This is a genomic window from Nocardia coffeae, from assembly GCF_019890715.1.
GTDB classification, from domain to species: domain Bacteria; phylum Actinomycetota; class Actinomycetes; order Mycobacteriales; family Mycobacteriaceae; genus Nocardia; species Nocardia jiangxiensis.
Genome location: NZ_JAINZY010000014.1, coordinates 85,028 through 104,787, shown reverse-complemented (window position 1 = coordinate 104,787; position 19,760 = coordinate 85,028). Strand labels below are relative to the sequence as shown.

Here is a 19,760-nt window from a genome sequence, read left to right as displayed (position 1 = left end):
TACCGCTCGCTCAGGGGTACTACCGAACCAGCACGCCCTTCCAGGCGAACCCTTCGAAGAAGATGTCCGCGTTCAACCTCCTCGGCTTCGTCGGCATGCGGTCGGCTATCTCGGCGGGGGTCGGATAGCGGCCGTCCGTCGGGAAGTCGAGCTCGCCGAGTAGTTCGCGCAGTGCGGGGGTGACCACCAGATCCGGGTTCAGTGTGAGGTGGGCGCGGATACGCTGGGCCAGCGCCCGCATGCACTCGCGAAGGCGGGCCGGATCGGCCCGGTCGTCCCAGTCGACCCCGAGCTTGATCGCGGTCGCGGCCCCGCGCTGACCACGAACCGTCATGGTGATCTCGTCGACCTCGCAGCGCTGGAAGAGGTAGTCGCGCAGCGCTGGAAGGACGTCGTCGCTGCATCCGGTGTGGTCGTGCCACGGTTCGATCCACAGGTTGTCGAATCGGGCGACGAGCCGGTCGTCGTCGTCCCATTCGATGCTCAGGTCCAGATCGCCGACCTCGGCCGGCGCGCCGTTGTGGGTGACGAACACGCCGCGAATCCGTACCCCGGATACGTAACCGGCCTCGCCGGTGCGCACATGTTCGACACGGTTGAGCACCAGTTCGATGCCGGACCCGAACCGCTGCTGGAGTCCGGACAGTCGCGGCAGGAGTTCCTCGGGCCGGAGGTTCGCGAGCTCCGGGATGGCCGGAACGCGCGACAGGTCCGCGGCGGCCGCCGCCTGATCCCGCGGGGCCGGCTTCGGTATCCCGCTCGTGTCCAGGTCGTCCTCGAGCAGGTCGGACCGCGGATACAGGCTCGGATTCGCCGCATGCATCATCAGGTCGCGAACCTGCTCGAAGCGCAACGCTTCCGCACCGCGCGACGGCCACAGCCCGACGCGCTCGGCGTACTCCCACAGCGTGCGGTAGTCGGAGTAGTAGCGCTCGGTCAGCGCTTCGGCCTGGCGGGAGTCCCTGCGGATCTTCTGCGCGAAGGTTTCGAAGTCGCTGTAGAGCGAGTCGAGGGCGGCGATCGCGCGCAGCCGCCGGAACTCGGCCGTGCCGTCTTCGCCGTACTGGTCCTCGATTTCGGCTTCGACCATGCGGGTCACCTCGCCGAGATCATCCTTCCGCCAGGGATTCCAGAAGATCGTCACGTAGTCCCACAGCTTGTGGCGGACGCCGGTGAGATTCCAGTTGTCCAGTGCCACTTCGCCGTCCGGCTGCAGCCACGTGTTGCGGAAGGTCACGTTGCCGTGGCTCAGGCCGGGCTCGGGCCAGGTGGTGTCGCCCGGCACGGATATCTCGTTCGGCATCGGTATCCGCAGCGCGTCCAGGAACGGGTGGCGCTGTTCGTATTTGATCCGCTGCATACTGCGGAACAGCTGCTCGTGTTCGGGCACGGTGCGCGCGGCGAGTTCGGGGGGAAGTGCGACCGACTGCATCTGCCGTAGCTGCCGCAGTACGGCGGCCAGGGTGTCGAACCGATCATGGTCTCGGGTCGAGGGAATGCGCCCCGGCCCCATGTGGCGAATCGAACTGACGCCCCGGCCGTCCGAGAGACTGCCCCACTGGGCCATCTTCTCCGGGACATTGACGCCGCCGTGGCGGGCCAGGTCCTCGCCGCTGTCCTCGGTCAGCGCGATGGCGTGGAAATCCCGGTCTCCGGCAAGGAGTTTGGGATGAGTGGGATTGGCTGCCAGGTCCTTGTCGCCGGGCTCGGCGACGACGAGTCGCACCTTCCACGTCCTTCCTTCGCTGTCGGTGACACACCAGACATGCGTGTAGTGACCCCGGGCGTGCGGCGCCTCCATCGCGGTCGTCACCGAGATCTGGAGCACCTGCTCGGGTGTCATTCGGCCGTCCCCGGCCGCCTCGGTGGCGTCGGGAAGGAATTCCTCGCCGCTCGGATGGCGTGTGGCCGTGCGGCATTCGAGCGGTGTCGGCGGCGGGAGCGGTCCCTGTTCGCCCGGCGTGCGGCGTTGGGCCGCGCGATCGGTGAGATCCTTGCTCGCCCACCACCTGGCGGCGCGCAGCACGCCCGGTCCGGTCCGGCGGCGCAACTCCTGCGGAGTCGCCGGGAGCGGCCCCGGTGACTCCGCAGGAGTTGCGCCCTCGGGCGCCTGCGCGCGGATGGTGGCGTGCACGGAGGCGGTGGACTCGGTCTTCCTGCCCGGATGGGAGTCCCAGCCGTACCCGTGCTGGACCGCCCGCGCACTCTCCTTGCCGGTGACCTCGATCGAGATCGCGTCGGCGCCCATTCGGCGGGCCAGGTCCTCGGCGACGCCGAGCAGGTAGGGTCCGCCGTATTCGTCGGCGAGCCGGTCGAGGTCGGCGGTGAGCTCCGGGCGGGCAGTGACCAGGCCCGTCTCGTCGAGTTCGAAAACCATCGGCACCACACCGAATTCGCGGGGTCCGTCCATCAGCACGGTGCGCATCCGGATGCGGCGGGCGATTCCGGTGTCCGCATCTCCGACAGGCTCGAACGCGGCCTGTACCGGTTCCAGCCGGGCGGGCCCGTCGGCGCGCCGCATGTCGACCAGGGCGTCCCACAGATCCTCTTCCGCTTCACCCTCCTGGTCCTCGCCGGTCGACAACAGGTCGCGTATCGACCGCTGTGGCGATGTGCGGGGCATGGTCGCCGTATCGGCACCGTGCTCGACCGGTCCCGGCTCCGCGGACTCCTGATCGTGCAGCCGCACCAGCCGACGCGCCCACCGTTCGATACGACTCCGGATTTCTCGCAGCGACGGCATCGGCAGTTCCGCCACCGCGAACACCCGAGCCAGGTTGCGGTGCAATGCTTTCGCCGCGTCCTCGACCGACATCCGACCGGCGGCGACCAACAGCGGCAGCCGGAAGCTGTCGCCCGCGGCGGACTTCCACGCCTCCAGCACCAGGTACCGGTCGAAGTCCGCGACGGCGTTCTCGCCGTAGTTCTCCCGCAACCGCCGGCGGCACCAGTCCTCCACGTCGCTGCGGACATCGGCAGGCCACGGGTTCCGGGTGGCGAACGCGACGTAGTCCCACACCGGCGAACCCGGTTGCGACAACTCCAGATCCAGGAGCGCGATCCGATCTCTGCCGGGGCCCAGGCACATGATGTTGCCGAATGTCGGATCGCCGTGCAGGACACCGAGTCGCACGTCGTCGGGGGAGTCGGGCCGGACGGTGAAGATCTCGTGCAGGCCGGGCATGCCGAGTTCGCCGTGCAGCCGGTCGGTCCAGTCGTCCGGGTCGCGCGGATGTTTCCGGTCGTACTCGAGCGGGATCCGGGCCACCTCGCGCACGAGTCCCTGCTCCCATGCGGCACGGTTGGGCAGCGCCCGGACGTGTTCGGTGTCGCCCCAGTCCTGCGCGTGCAGCGCGTGGACCCGATCGAGTTCGGTGAATACGGCCTCGGCCAGGTGTCGCCAGGCTCGGTTCGGGGCGGGATCGCTGTCGTCCGGGGCGGCCAGGGGCGGCCAGGGGCGGTCTGCGGTGGGATGGCTGCCGTCCAGAAACTCATGGATCAGGAAGTTTTCCGGGTAGGTGTCCTGCGTGCCGACGTGGAGCAGCTTCGGCACCCGGACACCCGCCATCCGGAACAGCTTCACCGCCTTCTGCTCACCGAAGACCAGGCCGATCCGCGGGTCGAAATTGGGGTTCGGCGTATCGATGGCCACCCGGATGACGACATGGCGGCCGTTCGGCATGGTGATGTCCCAGACCCCGTGATGGTTTCCGGCGAAGGAGGCCCGGTTGCGGACCAGGGCGGCGATGAATTCGACCTGCGGTTCGGGGAGTGGCGGATCGTCGGTATCGGTATCTTGCCGTGCCGCAAGGGGTTTGCGCCGAGGAGTCGTGGTGGGCGCCTCCTGGGCTGCCGGGCCGGGCGTGCCCGCAGGCGCTGCGTCGGCGTCCACTCCGTCCAGCACACCCCACCACCGGTGCTCGTCCGGCCACCGGCCCGGCGACTGCTCGAGATACGCCGCCAGCTCGGGGAAGGTGGGCCGCGCCTCGGCCGGTCGATCGAATCGGTCGAGCATCGGATCGGCCACTACCCGCAACTCGCACGAGTTCAGCAGGGCGGCAGTGCTTTCCCGCGACTCGGCCAGATGGTCTGGTGCCGGATCCAGCCGCAGGCCGTGCTGCGCGGCGATGCGGAAGCCCGCCCGGCCGTGGACGGGGACGACGATCCGGCCACCGGCGCCGATCGCGCGGCGCAGCCGCGGCAGGAAATGCTGCGCGAAATCCTCGGCGAACGACTCGTCGACGAACAGATGGTCGAATATCACTGTGACACAGCCATTTTCGTCGCGACCGAGATGGAACCGCATATCGCCCGGTTCGTCGCAGTCGGAGGGCAGTCCCGCGACGATCGTCGCCGATACGGTCAGGTGGCGGTTCTCCGCGTCGCCGGTGTATTTCGCGGCGGTCGGCCGCACGGCGAGCTCGAGCGGACCGTACTGCTGCGTCAGCAGGCCGGTGGCGACGGCGCGCAGCTCCGCGTCATCGGGGAGTTCGTCGGCCGGTAGCACCGGCTTCGGACTCGCGGTCCCCGGCGGACCCGCGTGCACGGCAGGCTCCCCGGGCAGCGGCTGTGCTCCCTGCTCCACGCGCAGCGCGTCCGCGTCCTGCCGCAGCAGTCCGCGGACCACCTCCGGCGACTGTGGCTGCCAGTCGAGCAGACGGCACAGCCGCCGATAATCGGAGTTGAACCGCCCGGCCAACGTGTCGAGCTTGCCGGGATCTCTCGCGATCAGTTCGACGAAATAGCGGGAGTCGGCGTAGAGCGAGTCCAGGGCCGCCATCGTGAGCAGCCGGTCCAGCTCGGCCTCGGCGCCCGCGCCGATGAGACCGTGGGCTTCGAGATCACGGACCTCGTCCCTGATCTTGTTCTCGATGACCTCGGCACGGTCCGGCGGCCAGTTCGTCCAGAGCATCGTCACGTAGTCCCACAGCGGGTGGCCGATCGCCGCGTTGTCCCAGTCGATGAACCGGACCGTGCCGTCCTCGTCGACCCGGACATTGTCCAGGGTCATATCGTTGTGGTTGAGGCTCGGTCGCCACACCTCGTCGTCGGTGTCCGGCGACCAGACCTGATGCGGCGCAAGCTGGATGAGCGAGTCCAGCCACGGCGCGCGCTTGCGATGGTTGCGCCGCTGGATGTCCAGGTACAGATGCAGATGTTCGGTGACCGACCGCTTCGTCGCGTCCGCGGGAACCGCCATTTCCAGCATCCGGCGCTTCACCGCGAACATCCGGTCCACGATCGTTTCGTAATCCGGATCGGTCGGCTCCGGGGTTCGCACACCGACATACTGTTCTATCTGGTAAGGCCCGTACTCGAACAACTTCGCCGGGGCGGCGGCCTCCTCCGCGGCAAGCTCCTTGGCCTGGTCCGGGTCGAACGCGAGGTGATGGAAGAACCGGCTGACGCCGTCCTGCCGACGGGGATTGATGGTCAGATCCTTCGCCACATCGGTCGTCGGCAGCATCCGGGAGATGACCACCCGATTACCGTGGTCGTCTCGGTCGAACCAGACCATCTTGTTGTTTCCCCACAGGTCCGGAGGGCGGAGTCCGGCACGCAGCAGCATTCTGGCGAAGGACTTCGCCGTTCCCCGATCCAGATCGCCGTGGTTCTGGATCTCGAGGTCGAACGCCGCGGGGACGGGCGGTTGCTCGCCGGGTGGTTCGGTCTGCGGCAGTCCGGGATCGCGCCACACGGCGCCCCCCGCGTCGGACGCGTGGGCCACTTCGACAGTGCCCCACCACGATGCGGGGACGGGACCGAGACGGTTGGCGACCTCATCGAGATCCACCCCGGCGTCGAGCAGCTCTCGCGGTGTCGGGACATCACCCGCGCGCAGTCGGCGGATGCACTCGCCGACGCTCACCGGCACCTGTGCACCACCGTCCTCGAGCGAACGCAGCACCTCACCGACTGCCACCCGGATGTCATCGAGATGCTTTCCGTCCCACTCGAATCCGGCGCGGGCCGCGCCCGGCCCGTCGGTGACCTCCATCCGGAGCCGGTCGGCACCCGCCGCGCGGGCGAAGTCGAGCGTCAGGTGATTGATCGGGGTGTATTTGTCGGCGCAGTAGCAGGTGGCGGTGATTCTGCCGGAGTCGTCCAGATCGAGCGTGATCTGCACATCGTCGTATTCGCGGGTGCCGTCCATGACCACGGCATCGATGTGCATCCGGGCGACGATGCCGCCCTGGCTCGGATACTCGATGCGGACCCGCGCGGGCTCCAACCGCGGTGGCCCGTCCCAGCGCCGGATCCCGTCCAGGAAGTCCCGCATCTGCTTGGGCCCCACGGTAGTACCGGAACGCCGGAAGACCCGGAACAGTCGTCGTGCCCACTCGGGCTGGGGCGCCGTCACGGCGGGTGCGGTACGGACCTCGGCGGCGGCTGCCGTGGCGGCTGCCGCGCCCGGCAGGTCCAGTTCGCGCTCCGTCCATTCCAGCAGCAGCTGTCGGACCCGCGTCTCATCGAAGGGCGGGGTCACGCCCGCGGCTCTGCAGACGCGGACGATATTGCGGTAGAAGGCGGGCAGGACCTCCTCGACCGTCGCCATTTTGGCGGCGATCTTCTTGGGCAGCCGATACGCGTCGCCGACGACCGACTTCCGCGCCTCCAGCAGCACGTAGCGGTCGAAATCGGTGGCCGCTTCGGGCCCGTAGTGGGCGGTGAGCATATCCCTGATCCACGCTTCGATCCGATCGTGCACGCCGTCGTCGAGCCAGTCCGCGGGGACCGGCCTGCCTGGGACGAGCCAGTCGTTCCCGAGGTAGTACCGGGCCCAATCCCAGGCGATCGGGGCATATTGCGAGGATTTGGCGTCGGTGAATCCGATGCGGTGGTCCGCGCCGCGCCGCATCTTGCGCCGGCGCGGGTTGCCGTGACAGAACCCCATCCGGCTCGCCGTCGCGTCCGGCGCCAGCGGCATCCACGTGGTGGACAGGGGCACCCCGCCGATCAGCGCGTCCAGCCTGTGGTCGACGTCGGTGTGTTCCAGGTCGCGGATCCGGCGCTGTTGGGTTGCGTCCCAATGCCGTTGCGTGGTCGTCGGACCGGCGGGGATCGGCACATTGTGCAGCCGATACAGCTCGGGGAAGACCTCCTCGGTCAGGGATTTCCACCCGTCCTTCGGCTCCGGGGCCTTGCCCGGCACGAACTCGTGAATCGTGACCTGGGTGCGGAAATCCGCGATGTAGCGCGGTGCCAGGGAGTCGAACAGCAGCCGCGGGCCCAGCACCCCGGCAGCGTGAAACTGGTTCGAGGAGTCCTCCGCCGACAGCGCCAGCCCGTCCAGATCGAAGTTCAGCTGCTCGGCATCGGGGAGATACACCCGGACCGTCACCTTCGGGCCGGCCGAGCCGGTCTCGGGTGAGAGCGGCAGATGCCAGACGCCGCACTGGTTTTCGTACTCGTCCGGGTCGGTGGCCTTCACCTGTTCGAGCACCTCGACGACCGGAAGGCCGCTGAGCCGTCGAGCGATGCGTGACTCGGCAGGGGCCGGCGCGCTCGGCACGGCCCGGCACGGTTCGCTCAGCCACAGCGGTGCGTCGACGACCGGCATCAATCCGGCCTGCAGCATCGGGTGCAGCTGGTTGACGGCGGGGCTCGCCGGGTCGTCGGCGATCTTCATCCGCAGCACATCCGCACCCGCTTCGCGTACGAAGTGGCGCACCATGTCGAGGAAAGAGCCTCGCTTCGCGCTGTCCAGACGAGGCTGGTAGAGGCGAACGAATTCGGCGGGCGGGCTGGGATCGACGTAGGCGGTGACCGTACCGGCGGCGTCGAGGTCGAAGCGGATGTCCACATCGCCGAATTCCGCCCGGCCGATCATCACCACGGCGCGGATGCGCAGCCGCGCCACCACGCCGACGTCGGAGTCGACCGATTCGTAGCCGGCCTCGGCCACTTCCAGGCGGTGCGGCCGCTGGTACCAGTACTGGGTGCCGTTGAGTGCGTTCAACTTCGTCCGGCCCGTTCCCGGATCCTCCAGCAACGCACGAGCCGACGTCGTGAGACTTCCGCCCAGCGGCTCGCCGGGTTCGTGTCGGATCGTGAGATGTTCCTGTTCCGACGCCCACTCGCGGGCGTTGAGGCGCGAGAATTCGTCGAGCAACATCTGGAACGCCGGATCGGGCATCTCCTCCAGCACACCAGCGTCGCGGACCAACTCGAGATTCCGCCGGAACGCCGCCAGAAGTTCGGGGGGCCGGACGGTGCTGTCGGTGAGATCGCGCGGCGATTGGAAAGCCTGGTCGATGGCGGCGATTCGTGCCTCGAGCACGATATAGCGTTGGAAGTCCGCCAGCCCGGCTCGGCCGCGCAACCGCTTGATGCGGTTGTAGCACCACAGCTGCACCTGCTCGCGCACTCTCGGTGGCCAGGGGTTGCGGACGATGAATGCGGCGTACACCCATTCCAGCGGCCCGGATTCCGTCAATTCCCGGCCCGGCGACACCAGCTCGCCATCCGGCGTGCGCGTCAGGCTGCCGAGTACCACCGCCGGGTGCAGCCGTTCGGGCTGATCGTCACCGGCGGCCGGGGGGCGTTGGTGGAAAGTGCGGTACAGCTGCGGTAGTTCGAGGAATCCCGATCCCGGTCCGAGACGTTCGATCTGCGCCTCGGCGTGGCGAAGCGCGCGGCGGACGTGCTGCTCCCACTGGGCACGTGTCGGGGCCGACGCCGGTGGCGGCGGTGCGTCGGCCGGGACGAGCTGGTCGAACAGTTCATCGGCGTCGTCGGCGAGGAACGTCATGTCGTCGTCCACGAGGTCGGCGATCGTCAGTGCTCGTCCGGGCACGTATTCCTCGACGCTGACATCGTCCTCGAGGTACAGCGTCCGCCGTGTGCGGGGACCACTCGACCCGGTGTCCTCCGGCGCCACGGCAATATCGGTGCCCGGCCTGGGGACGACCCCGAGCAGGGTGGTGACGAGGTCGGGCGTGGTGATCTGGTCTCGGCTCCGCCTGACCCGGACCTGCCCGGAATGCCCTGGACGCGGATCCGGCAGCAGCCACAGCCCATCCGCACCGTCCAGGTAATCCGGCGCCCGCTCCCGGGTCTGCTCCAGCAGCGCATGGGCCTGCGCGTCGGTGACGCCCGGTTCGGCGGTGGCCCGCCCACCCGCGGGTGGAGTTGGTGGGCCGTGCTCGGATGGGCCCTCGCCGGGGCGATGGTCCTCGCCTTCGGGTCGGGAATCGGCGCCGAAGCGGAGTTCTTCGGGTGGTGGTGAGTCGCGTGTCGCGCCGGGGAGGTGGAGGAGTCGGCCGGGAATGTTGTTGTCCCGCATGTCGGGTGTGCGGTGGTAGGTGAGTGCCCAGAGGTTCGTGGTTTCCCGGTGTGTGGTCCCGGCGAGTTGGGGAAGGGTTCTGCGTTCGCCGGTTCGGGTGCGGAATCGTGCGTGGCCGTCCGTGGTGCGCAGGTAGGTGACGGGTTCGCCGTCGATGTCGAATTGGTGTGTGCCGTCGGTGTTTTCGCCGTGGTAGGTGAGGGTGTAGGCGTGTCCGCCGATGCCGTGCCGGTTGGTGGTGCCGCGTTGTTCGAGGATGAGTGCGGTGATGGTGGCGCCCTCGGGGCTCCCGTCTGCTCGGGCGATCATGGCCTCGACGAGTGCGGTGTGACCGGAGTGGTCCTCGTCGTGGGGGATTCGGTCGGGTTGGTCGCCGTGGAAGGTATCGGCGTTTCGCAGGTCTTTCCAGGACACGCCTCGGGCCCAGTCGTCGGCGAGGTGGAACTGTTCGGCGACGGCTCCTTGTCGGTCGATGAGTCGGGTGATGGCGCGGGGGACGCAATGATTGATCGGCAGGGGGCCCGACCGGCCCGGAGCGGACGGATACACGAGGTCTGCCGCGAAGCCCGCTGCCGCGCGGATCGCCTTCGCCGCGTGGCGGGCGGGGGTTCCGGCGAGGCGCTGCGCCGCACCCAACAGGCTTCGCCCGGATTCGCCGGGCAGTATTCCGGCGATACCGTCGAGGATCTCCGCCGCGGTGCCCAGCACCAGGTTCGGGGCTTCCCGCAGGACGGTGCTGACCAGATAGCGGTCGATGATCCGCATCATGTATTCCTCGGATGCCCGGCTGCCGATCAACGACCACAGGTAGGCGCACAGGTACCGCGTGTACAGATATTCGTCGCTCTGGCGTTCGAGTCCCCGGCAGCCCGGGAAATGCAGCGCCGACCACAGGTCGTTCTTCCGGAATTTTTCCCAGAACGCGAACTGCTCGGCCGTCAGGATCTTCTTGTCCACCAGCCCGCGCATGAGATCGACGTCGCCGTCCAGCATCGGCCTGCCCGCGAAATACTCCATATCCCCGCGGGCGATCGCGCGGAGTTGTGGTAGTTCGTCGAGCGAGGTGTCGCGCAGGAATTGGGCACCAGGAGTGATCTGGTCGTCATTGGCGGAGCCGGTGGGCCCCTCCTCGGTGTCCACGGGCATGGTCCGGAATTTCCAGACTATGACCGTCTTTCCGTTGCTCGCGATTTTCTCCTGCCGGATGAACAGCGAGGAAAAGCTCACCTTGCCCTCGTGTACCAGCTGATCGACGGTCAATCCGGTCGCGACGAGCAGGGTGAGCGTCAGATACGCAGGGGCACGCTCGATCAATCGGGCCAGTTCCAGGAGGTCTTTCTCGGTCAGCTCCACGTCCCGCAGCTTCTCGGTATCGTGCGAGAAGAGGTTTTCGAACCACTCGGCTCGATTACTCACCCAGTCCGGGCCGAACACTTTCCCCGGCGCGGGTTCTACCGGAATATTCCGGAGGTACCAGAACGATTCGGGGGCCACGGCGAGAATCTCCCGAATCGTCGCGGCTACCTCCGCCGCCCGCTCGTCCGGGCTGAGCACCTTGTTCAGGCTGGGCTTCTCGTCCGGTTTGCGAACACTATTCGGATCGTGTGCCGAACCACCGGGGGGATTCGCCGTGCCGTCGGGCCGTCCGGACCCGGTGCCCGGTGGTCGGTGGGCCCCCGGCCCGGCGGGACCGAAGGCGAATTCCGTTCCCGTGTCCCGCATCTGGTTGCGCGCACGCCGTGGCCGTTCGGGCCGGTCCGTGGCCTCCGCTTCGGTTGGCAAAGGTCCGGGCAGTTCGGGTGCGACGTCGCTGGTCGGCTCGTTGGTCGTGGCGGTGGGAGCGCCAGCACGGCGCGGGCGGGTCGGCTGCGACGATCGCACTCGCAGAATGGTGTCGGCCAGGTCGTACCAGTAATTCAATTCTTGTCTCGTCGGCGCCGATATCGCCCCGGCGACCGCCGATATCAGGTCCTCGGACGTCGATTCGATCGAGGTGCGATCCTTCGGGCCGGTGGGATCTTCGGTGCTGTGCAGGAATTGCGCGAGCTGCTCCACCTTCGAGGCCAGCTGCTCGAGCGGCACGAGCATCGAATGCAGGGGATAGGACCCCGAGCTGCTGACAGAGGTGGCCGCGACGGTGTCGATCACCACCTGCACCCCGGCACACAACTCACGGATGACGGGCGCCCAGGACGCGAGATGGCGCGCCACCTCCGACAGCGTCGCCTCGTTGAGCAGCCCCATGATTTCGGGGTGGACGAGATAGGAGACCTGTTCGTCGAAGCGCCGGCACAACCTGATGATCAGCGCGTTGAGCATCAGGGCCGGGCCGGTCAGGTCCGCGGTCGGAGGTGTCTCGCCGCGGTGGACAGCAGCGAGCCGGTCCGTGGCGGTCGCACGCAGGTCGGCCAGGATTCGCCAGGCATCCTCAGCAACCAGACCTTCGGCCCAGGCCTCGAGTTCCGAGCGTGTGGCGCCGGAGAGATCCGGTACGACGGGAGTGCCTGTCATCGGTGCCGCCGACGCGGAAGTTTCCGGGACGGCTGAGTCGGCGGGCACCCTCGCCGCTGACGTGTCGTCGTCGATGGTCGAGATGGTCGGCATGCCGGTTTCGTGCACTGGTGCGGGATCCCACACTCCCAGAGTTCGGAAGAGTCGTCCGCTGGTCACGCTGGACGGGTGGCCCCACTCCCGGCCCGGCCGGTCGAAGGCATCCGGCAACTCGGATCGCACGAATTCGATCTGCTCGGGGGTGAGCAGTCCGAACCTGGCCGAACGGCTCAATTCGATGACATCGTGAATGATTCTCTGGATATCCAGGAAGAGTGAATAGGTATAGAGTAGATCGCTGTCGATATTTACTTTCTCCAGCAGTGCTTCTCGGAAATTCGGGCGTGGCGTGAGAAAATGCATGCGGACCCAGTCGAAATCCGGATCGCCGGGCCTGGTCGACTCGTGATCGACCGTCGTGACATGATCGTCGATCTCTTGCAGAAGATTTCCGAGGTGTGCGTCGGCGTGTATGAGAACGAACCGGGTCGGTCCGAGTGTCCGTGCCAGTCGCATGACGGGTTCGAAAGGGTTGTCGGGCACTCCCAATTGCTGGAATCGGCTGCGGAGTTCGGGCAGTGCCGAATCGAAGATGGCCATTTCTTCGGCGATCATGCGCCGGAGAAATTCTGCCCGATCCCCCGCTATCTTCGGTGACCTGTCGTGCAGTATCCGGACTGCGTCGACGACCTTGTCGATCCAGACTATCGGCTGGTCGGCCACCGTTCCGGCCGCTTGCCTGAATCCGTAGATCTGGACCCCGTCGACAACAGTGCCGTCGGGCATGGTGACACCGTCGACCACCGCGTAGACGCGTGGCGTGGGCGCACCTTTTTTCGCATACAGTTCGAGCACACGGGACTCGACGAGAAGCCTGATGTCCTTGCTGCCGCGTTTGGGGAAGCGCACCATGAATTGTCCGTCGGCGACGACCACATTCTCGTGGTTCTTTCCGGCCAAGGCCGTCGACCGGCGGCGTATGGCTTGCGCGACGAGCGCGCGGGCAATTTCGTCGGGCATCTCCCGGCCCGAATCCCCGCCTCGATACCGGTACTGGTCTTTCGGCAGCAGACCGGGGATCGGGTCCTCCCGTTCGCTGGCGACGCCGTTCGCGGCAGTGTCGGCGTCCGCTGCTTCGGCGATGAGTTTCGCGAGTCGGCGCAGAGCGCGGACCTCCACTCCGCGTGCGGTTTTGCCCAGGTTCAGCATGTGCGCGGCTTCGCTGCGGGTGAGTCCTTCCCGGAACCTCGCTGACAGGATGTCGCGCTCCTGCACCGGAAGGTCGTCCAGACATTGCTCCAGCCGCGACCTGGTTGCTGTGTGCAGTGCCTGGGCATACCCGGACGCGCGAACCCGCGTATCGGTCATCAGGGTGACCAGCATCGCCTGGCGGAACCGCGCGAACGCCAGGTGTTCGACCGCCAGATCATGCGCGAGGGCGAGAAGTGCGTCCGGCCGGCCATCGCCGACCCGCGCGAATGCTTCCGCGGTGATCTCGAAGGCGGCTCGCTCGTCGCCCACTACGGCGAATGCGGTGGTGAACACCCTGCGCTCGAGGTGCTGTGGGGATGCGTCGTCCGCGGTGCTGTGTCCGGTGGCGCCGGGGGCTTCCGCGCCGAATCGGAGTGTGCTGGGTGGCGGGGTGTTGGTGCTGCCCGCGAGGCGAATGAGGTGGCCGGTGCGCTGACTGGGTGTGCGTTGATAGGTGAATGCCCAGAGGTTGGTGGTTTCGCCGGGTGTGGAGTTGGCGAGTTGGGACAGTGTCGCTCGTTGGCCGTTTTCGGTGGTGAACCAGGGTCGGCCGTTTTCGGTTGTGTCGTAGGTGATGTGGTGGCCGTCGAGGTCGAAATGGTGCCGGCCGGCGGTGTCCGTGCCGTGGTAGGTGAGGGTGTAGGCGTGGCCGCCGACGCCGTGCCGGTCGATGGTGGCCCGTTGTTCGAGGATGAGCGCGGTGATGGTGGTGCCGGAGGGGCTGTTTTCGGCGGCGGTGATCATGCCTTCGATGAGGGTGGCGTGGTCGGGTTGTTCGTCGGTGCCGAATTGGTCGGGTTGTTCGCCGTGGAAGGTGTTCGCTTGTTCGAGTTCTCGCCAGGAGACGCCGTTGGCGCGTTTCGGGTGGAGAGTGAACGGGTCGGCTACCGGTCCCTGCTGGCCGATGAGTCGTGTGATGGCTTGGGGGACACAGTGGTTGACCGGCTGTTCGGCGGCTTCCGAAGCAATCCGAGGTCGTGTGCCATCGGCGGGTGAGGTGGGGTCGTCACTCGTGGTGGCGCGTGCGGGTTCGGTTTTGCCCCAGTCGCTTCCGATTCGGGGGTCGTGGAAGTAGTCGACTCCGCCGTCGGAGATGCCGGGTGCTCCGGTGGCGGTCCCGAGTCGACGTCGGGTCTTGCGGGCTCGGAGGTCGAGTACGGTGCGGAAGTCGAGTCCGGGGGTGAACGATGTGGTGTCGCCGCGTGGTGTCGGGTCGGTCGTCGCCCCGGATGCCGATGGTGACGGTGAGGTGCGTGCAGCGGCGCCGGAGGCGTTCAGTTCGAACCAGGTTGCGGTGGCGCCCTGGTCGGACATGGTGACGCCGCTGTTGTCGGCGGTTGCCTGGACGCGGATCATGGTCGCGGTCGTGCTGCCCGTGCCGGTGACCGAGATCCGCAGCGGGCTGTCCCGATCGGTGAGGTCCAGGGCGACGGTCACGGGGCCGGAACTGTTGGTCAGCATGTCGGTGACGAGGTCGACGGTGAGGTCCCAAGCCGTATCGGTTCGAGCGCCGGTGCCGTCGTCCCAGCCGCATTCTCGCAGCCGGTCATACAACCAGGTGTCCACGGCACGCGCGCCGTTCGACCGCGCGGCAGTCGCGAGTCCCGGTAGCCCGACCGCCATCTCCGTCCGCCAATGGCGGCGCCCGTTGTCGTCGACGGCGTACCAGTCCGTCGATCGTGAATGCGGGTCCGCCGGGGTGATCTGCCTCGACCGGAAATCGGTCCCGTCGTCGAGTTTTTCCAGGACACTGATCGTTTTTCCGGGGAATTTCGCCGCCAGCGCGGCATCGATGGCCTTGCTCACCATGAGGAAGGCGCCGGACCCCAGGTCGGGCTGTTCCCCGTAGTAGAGGCTGACCTCGATACGTCCGGAATCGTAAATGCTGTAGTGCAGTCTGAACTCGAGCGTGAGATCCCCGTGCTCGATCCGCAGCAGGCTCGGTCGATTCAGCGCGCTCACGATGTTCTGGTGGTACGAGCCCTGCGCCTCGACCGCCAGCAGTTCGAGGGAAGCCAGCGTTCGGCCGGCCTCGGTGGGCTCGACTGTCAGGTTCGCGGTTGTCACCAAGCCCGCGAGAATGTGCGGTCGTTCCGATCTCAGGCGTCCGGCATCCAACACATCGCTCTGCTTGTGGAGTGTTATCGTGCCGGTCGTTTTCGGTGGGACGGACAGCGCCGACGCGGCAGAGTGCGTCGATGGCGGCGACTCTTCGGCATTGGAGCGGTTGTGAGTATCGGTTGCCGGCTCCGATTCCAATCCGGACTTGTCGCGTGTGCCGGTGGCGGGCGAGTCGGCGTCGCGCAGCGACCGGTCGACGATCGCCTCTACCTGCTCGTTCCTTTCGGGGAACTGCTCGCTCGACCGGAGGGTCTCGAGTAGCTGCCGGCATGCTTCGGCGTTGTGCTGTTCGCCTGGGACGAATGGCGAACGCCTGCCGCCCATCTGGCGGTAGCGCCTCTGGGCGCGTTCGAGATCGAGCAGCGATACGGGCGTCGCGCTGCGGCCCGCTCGCTCGAGTTCGGCCTCGAGTTGCTGGTAGCGCTGGCTTCCCGCCTTGATCGTCCGCACCCAGTCCGATCGCCGCGTGAAGAGGTCCGCATCGAATTCCGGTATCGCACCGGGGGGCAATCCGTCCTTCGCCAACGCCCACTGCAGCAGGATTCTGGACAGCCGACCCGACATGCCGCCTTTGGTGTGATGGCCGGAAACGCTGCGGTGCTGCAGGTTCGCCGGTGCCTCATAGGGGTCGCGGCCGGGCGTGCGGCGGGCCGCCTCGTACTCGCGGCACATCGCTTCCGCATCCGCACGGGTCTCGTCCAGACCACCGAAATTGGGGTACAGGATGACGCCGTGTTCTTCAGTGTCGAACGGGTTGCGGGCACGTCCGCGCAATGGGTCGTCGTCGATGGCCGCGATCTGAGCTGCCGTCAGTGGGGCCTCGGGCCACCGGACCCGCCGAGCTCCCGGCTTCCCGGCTTGCGCAGGTTCCAGCACGATCCCGTGGGGCCCGTATTCGAAAGGCCCAGGCACGTAGGTCAGCAACGGGTTCTCGGCTATCGCGGCCTGTTCGTCTGCGGTGAGCGGCCGTTTCAAGCTCCCCCAGCTGACGTTCTTCGCATGGATGAACTGCCCGGCCTTCTCCGGCGCCGCCGGCCCCACGAGCCGCCGTTGCAGTTCCAGAATGAAATCAGCGCTCAACTCGGCGTCGCTGTGGTCGCGGGCGTACTTGCGGGCCTGTAGCCAGCCCAGCCACTCCGCCCGGCCACCGAACATCAGTTCGGGCCGATCCTGATCCGCCGCGATGGCCACATGCAGGTACTTCTCCTCCATGAACAGCGTGAGTTCGAGCGTGCGCTCGGCATCGGTTTCGATGCCGAGCGCACGCTCCAGCTCACGTATTTCAGCGTCGAGCGCGGCGTCGTTGCCGGAGGCTGGATCTGGTCGCTGATCAGGTGTGCCCGAAGCGGTTTCGCTGTCCGATGCGCTGTTTGCGAGCGCGCCGGGGACCGCGTGCTCGGTGCTCGAGCGTTCATGTCCGGGGTTCATGCGATGTGACGGTGGCTCGACCTGTTGTGCGGGAGTTGACCGATCGGATCTCGGCTCGGGGGAGCGGGCGGTCCACGGTGTCGTGCCTGCGGCCGGTGGACCGGAGGGTTCCGCGGCGCGGGGTCGGTCGGATGATGCATGGCCCGGGTCGCGGGGGGCATCCTCGGGCCCGTTGTCGGCGGATCGCCCGATCCATACGTTGGGCTGTTGCCGGTCTCGTGTGCGGGCGCCTTCGATGGTGTGTTGGTTGTGGTCGGGGTCGAGGATGAGGACCAGGACGCGTTCGACGGTGCGGGGGTCGTTCTCGGGGAAGCCCTCGATGCTGCCGTCGGCGTTGACGAGACGGAATGCGTGGGCGCCCACGGGTTTTCCGTCGATGCTGTTGTCGTGGTCTTCTTCGGCGAAGACATGGACGACGATGGCGCGGGCACCCGGCCCGAGTTCGCGCAGTTTCTCGGCTATTTCGTGGTGCGGGTCGGCGGGGTCGAGTTCGCGGAGTTGCTGGAGTTCGCGGCCACCGAGATAGTGTTCGATTCCCGGGTCGTCGGATTCGCTTTCGAGGGGGACCCCGGCTGCTTTGTCGGGCTCGGGGACTGTGGCGCCGGGGAGCCCGGCGGCGTGTTCGGCGAGTGCTACGCGTCGTGCGCAGTTGTTGTCGGGCGCGGGTGCGCCGGGCTCCAGGGTGGTGTCGAGGGTGACGGATGCATCCGTGCCGGATTTCTCCGCACCGGCGGTTCGAGCGACCCCGGTCGACGAGATCGGTGTCGTACCGTCCGACGCGGTGCCGCGGCCGCCGGTTCCGGGGCCGAATTGCTCCTCGCGCCTGCCGATCGCCCCGGTGCGTGAATCGTCCGCACGGATAAGCCTCGGATCGGGCTGGGGCACCTGTTGCGGGTTCGAATGAGGCCGGTGGGCGCGGCTGCTGCCTGTCGCGGCTGGTGATCGGGCTTCCGTTGGCGTGCCGGGTGTTTCGGTTCGGCCGGACTCCTCGTGCGAGCTACTTTCGTGCGGTGCGGTGACTGGTGCCGGATGGCGCGGGCCGATCACTCGCGGCGCACTGTGGCGCATCACTGTTGCGCCGCCGTGTTCGAAGAATTCGTAGACCGATATGTCTCTGCCGGGAAAGGACTCGGTGAAAGCGGCATCGATCAGACGGCGTGCGGTGTCGATATTCGGATCGCTGACGTCGGCATTGTCGTAATGAACTCTGAGTGCGAATCCAAATTTTTCGTGGATGCGATAGAGTATCTTGCACCGAATTAGTGTGCCATTGATGTCGATATCATGTATGTCGGAGAGTTCGAGCTCCCTTATCATTGCGCCGTGCGACAGGGCCTTCGCATGGACCGCATGCAGGGTCAGAGACGTATGCTCCGGTTCTCGACTGGAATTTCCGTCCGAATCTTCACGTACTATCTTCTCGGTTTCCACGGATGTTACGAGTCCGCCGACGGAATTGTCGTCCGCATGGATTCCGCCGAGCTTCTCCAGCTCGCGTATTCCAGGCGGCTCGTACAGAGTGATGCGTCCGGAAACGCTCGTTGGTGTTGCGGAAGCCGAGTTTCCGGAAAACGCTCGGACGATCAGTCCGTTGACTTCGATCGTGATTACCTCGTCGAGGCCCGGGATGGCTTGCCGACGGAGGATCTCGCCCAGATCCGCCGGGAAGAAGTCGATATCGGTCAGATCCACCGCGATTCGGTCGGTGTGGTTTCGTCGTACCTCCTCGGCAATTCCGGCGACGATATCTTCGAGTCGGTAGCTGTTCGGAACATAGCGGAGGTAGACTCGGCCATCGAATTCTATCCGCCCGGTCGATCCGGGATGGTTTTCATCGGTCGTGCTGGCGGTGGACCAATTGTCGAGCTCTGCCGTGGTCAGTCGAAGGTTCGTGGGAAGACCATTATCTTCGGAGAACTGTTCGAACGCACCGTCGCGGAACAGTGTCGCCCTCTCGTATGGTTTCACGATGTCAACACTCGCCGTATTCAATTCGTACAGCCACCGCATATCTCGGCTGGCTCTGTGCAGCGGCTGTATGTCGGGCAATCGTGCGGCGGCAGCCCGGTAGGTCATGTACGTGTGACGTACGAAGTCGGCGGCGCGGTCGGTATCGCGGGCGCGCGCCATGAGATATTCGGAAAACTCCGCCATTACCGGCAGCAGACGCGATGCCGCGGCGGCGACATCCCGATCCGATCCGGGGAGCGCCTTCGTGAACGCATCATCGTGCGCGGCCAGCGATCGGGCCGTATCGGCGATCTTCGCATCGAATCCGGCGTCCGATCGTGACGTGAGATAGGTATCCACGTATTCGTGCCATGTCGCGTCGCCCGGCGCTGTCCTGGCATCGAACGACGTCGTGAGGATTCGAGCCTGCTCGAGCGCCTCCTGCATCGCCGTTCGGTGCTCGTACGCAACCACGCGCCCCGAGGCGGACAGTTCGGGCTGCTCCGCCCACGGGATCATCTCCAGAGCCTGTGCCAGGACGTCGACCAGCGCTCCGACTTCCGTTGGCACACGGTCGAATACATCGAGCGCCTCGCGCAGTGCGGACGAACTTCCACCCTGGTCGGGCGTTTCCGGTGTGAGTGCCCCGATCAGGTCGAACAGGGTGCCGGCCGCGGCATACAGTGTGCGAGCCGAGGAGAGCCGATCTGTCAGATCCCGCGCGATCGCGAACAGCGTCGAGTAGTCGGATATCGACCGAATATCCGTGATCTGTCCCAGCTTCCGGAGCTGCTCGTCGACCAGTGCGTTGAGCACACGGCACTCGCCGATCGCCTCGGTGGCAGGTGGCAGCTCGCCACGCCGGAAGGCTTCGAGGTGTGTATCGATGCGGGACCGCAGATCGGCTGTCAGGCGATCTGTGTTGTCATCGGAAAGCGTTGCTGCCCAAGCGCGCAGCTCCGCATACGACGATTCGCGGGGATTGGGTACGGGCGGCTGATTCGCTGCATCGGAGCGGCTCGGAGCAGCGGGCCCCGGATCCGCTGCCATCCCTGACTCGTCGCGTGCCGAGGCCGAGGGCTCGGCACGCTCGCGGGGGATGGCCGCGACGGCGACCGTGAGGGTGCCCTCGACGGTGCAGCGGCCCTGCACGAGAGTGGGCAGTGCGTCGAAT

1 protein-coding gene (cut by a window edge) is annotated in these 19,760 nt (G+C 66.8%); it reads right to left on the bottom strand.

All coding sequences use genetic code 11. The features are described from left to right. Positions 1 to 19: 19 nt before the first annotated feature. Positions 20 to 19,760, bottom strand: partial view of a LuxR C-terminal-related transcriptional regulator gene (locus K7711_RS36720; protein ID WP_222975674.1) — the 3' end only. 26,111 nt of this gene lie beyond the right edge of the window; 19,741 of the gene's 45,852 nt are visible here — the last part of the coding sequence; the start codon falls outside the window, past its right edge — the gene reads right to left on this strand; the stop codon is at positions 20 to 22.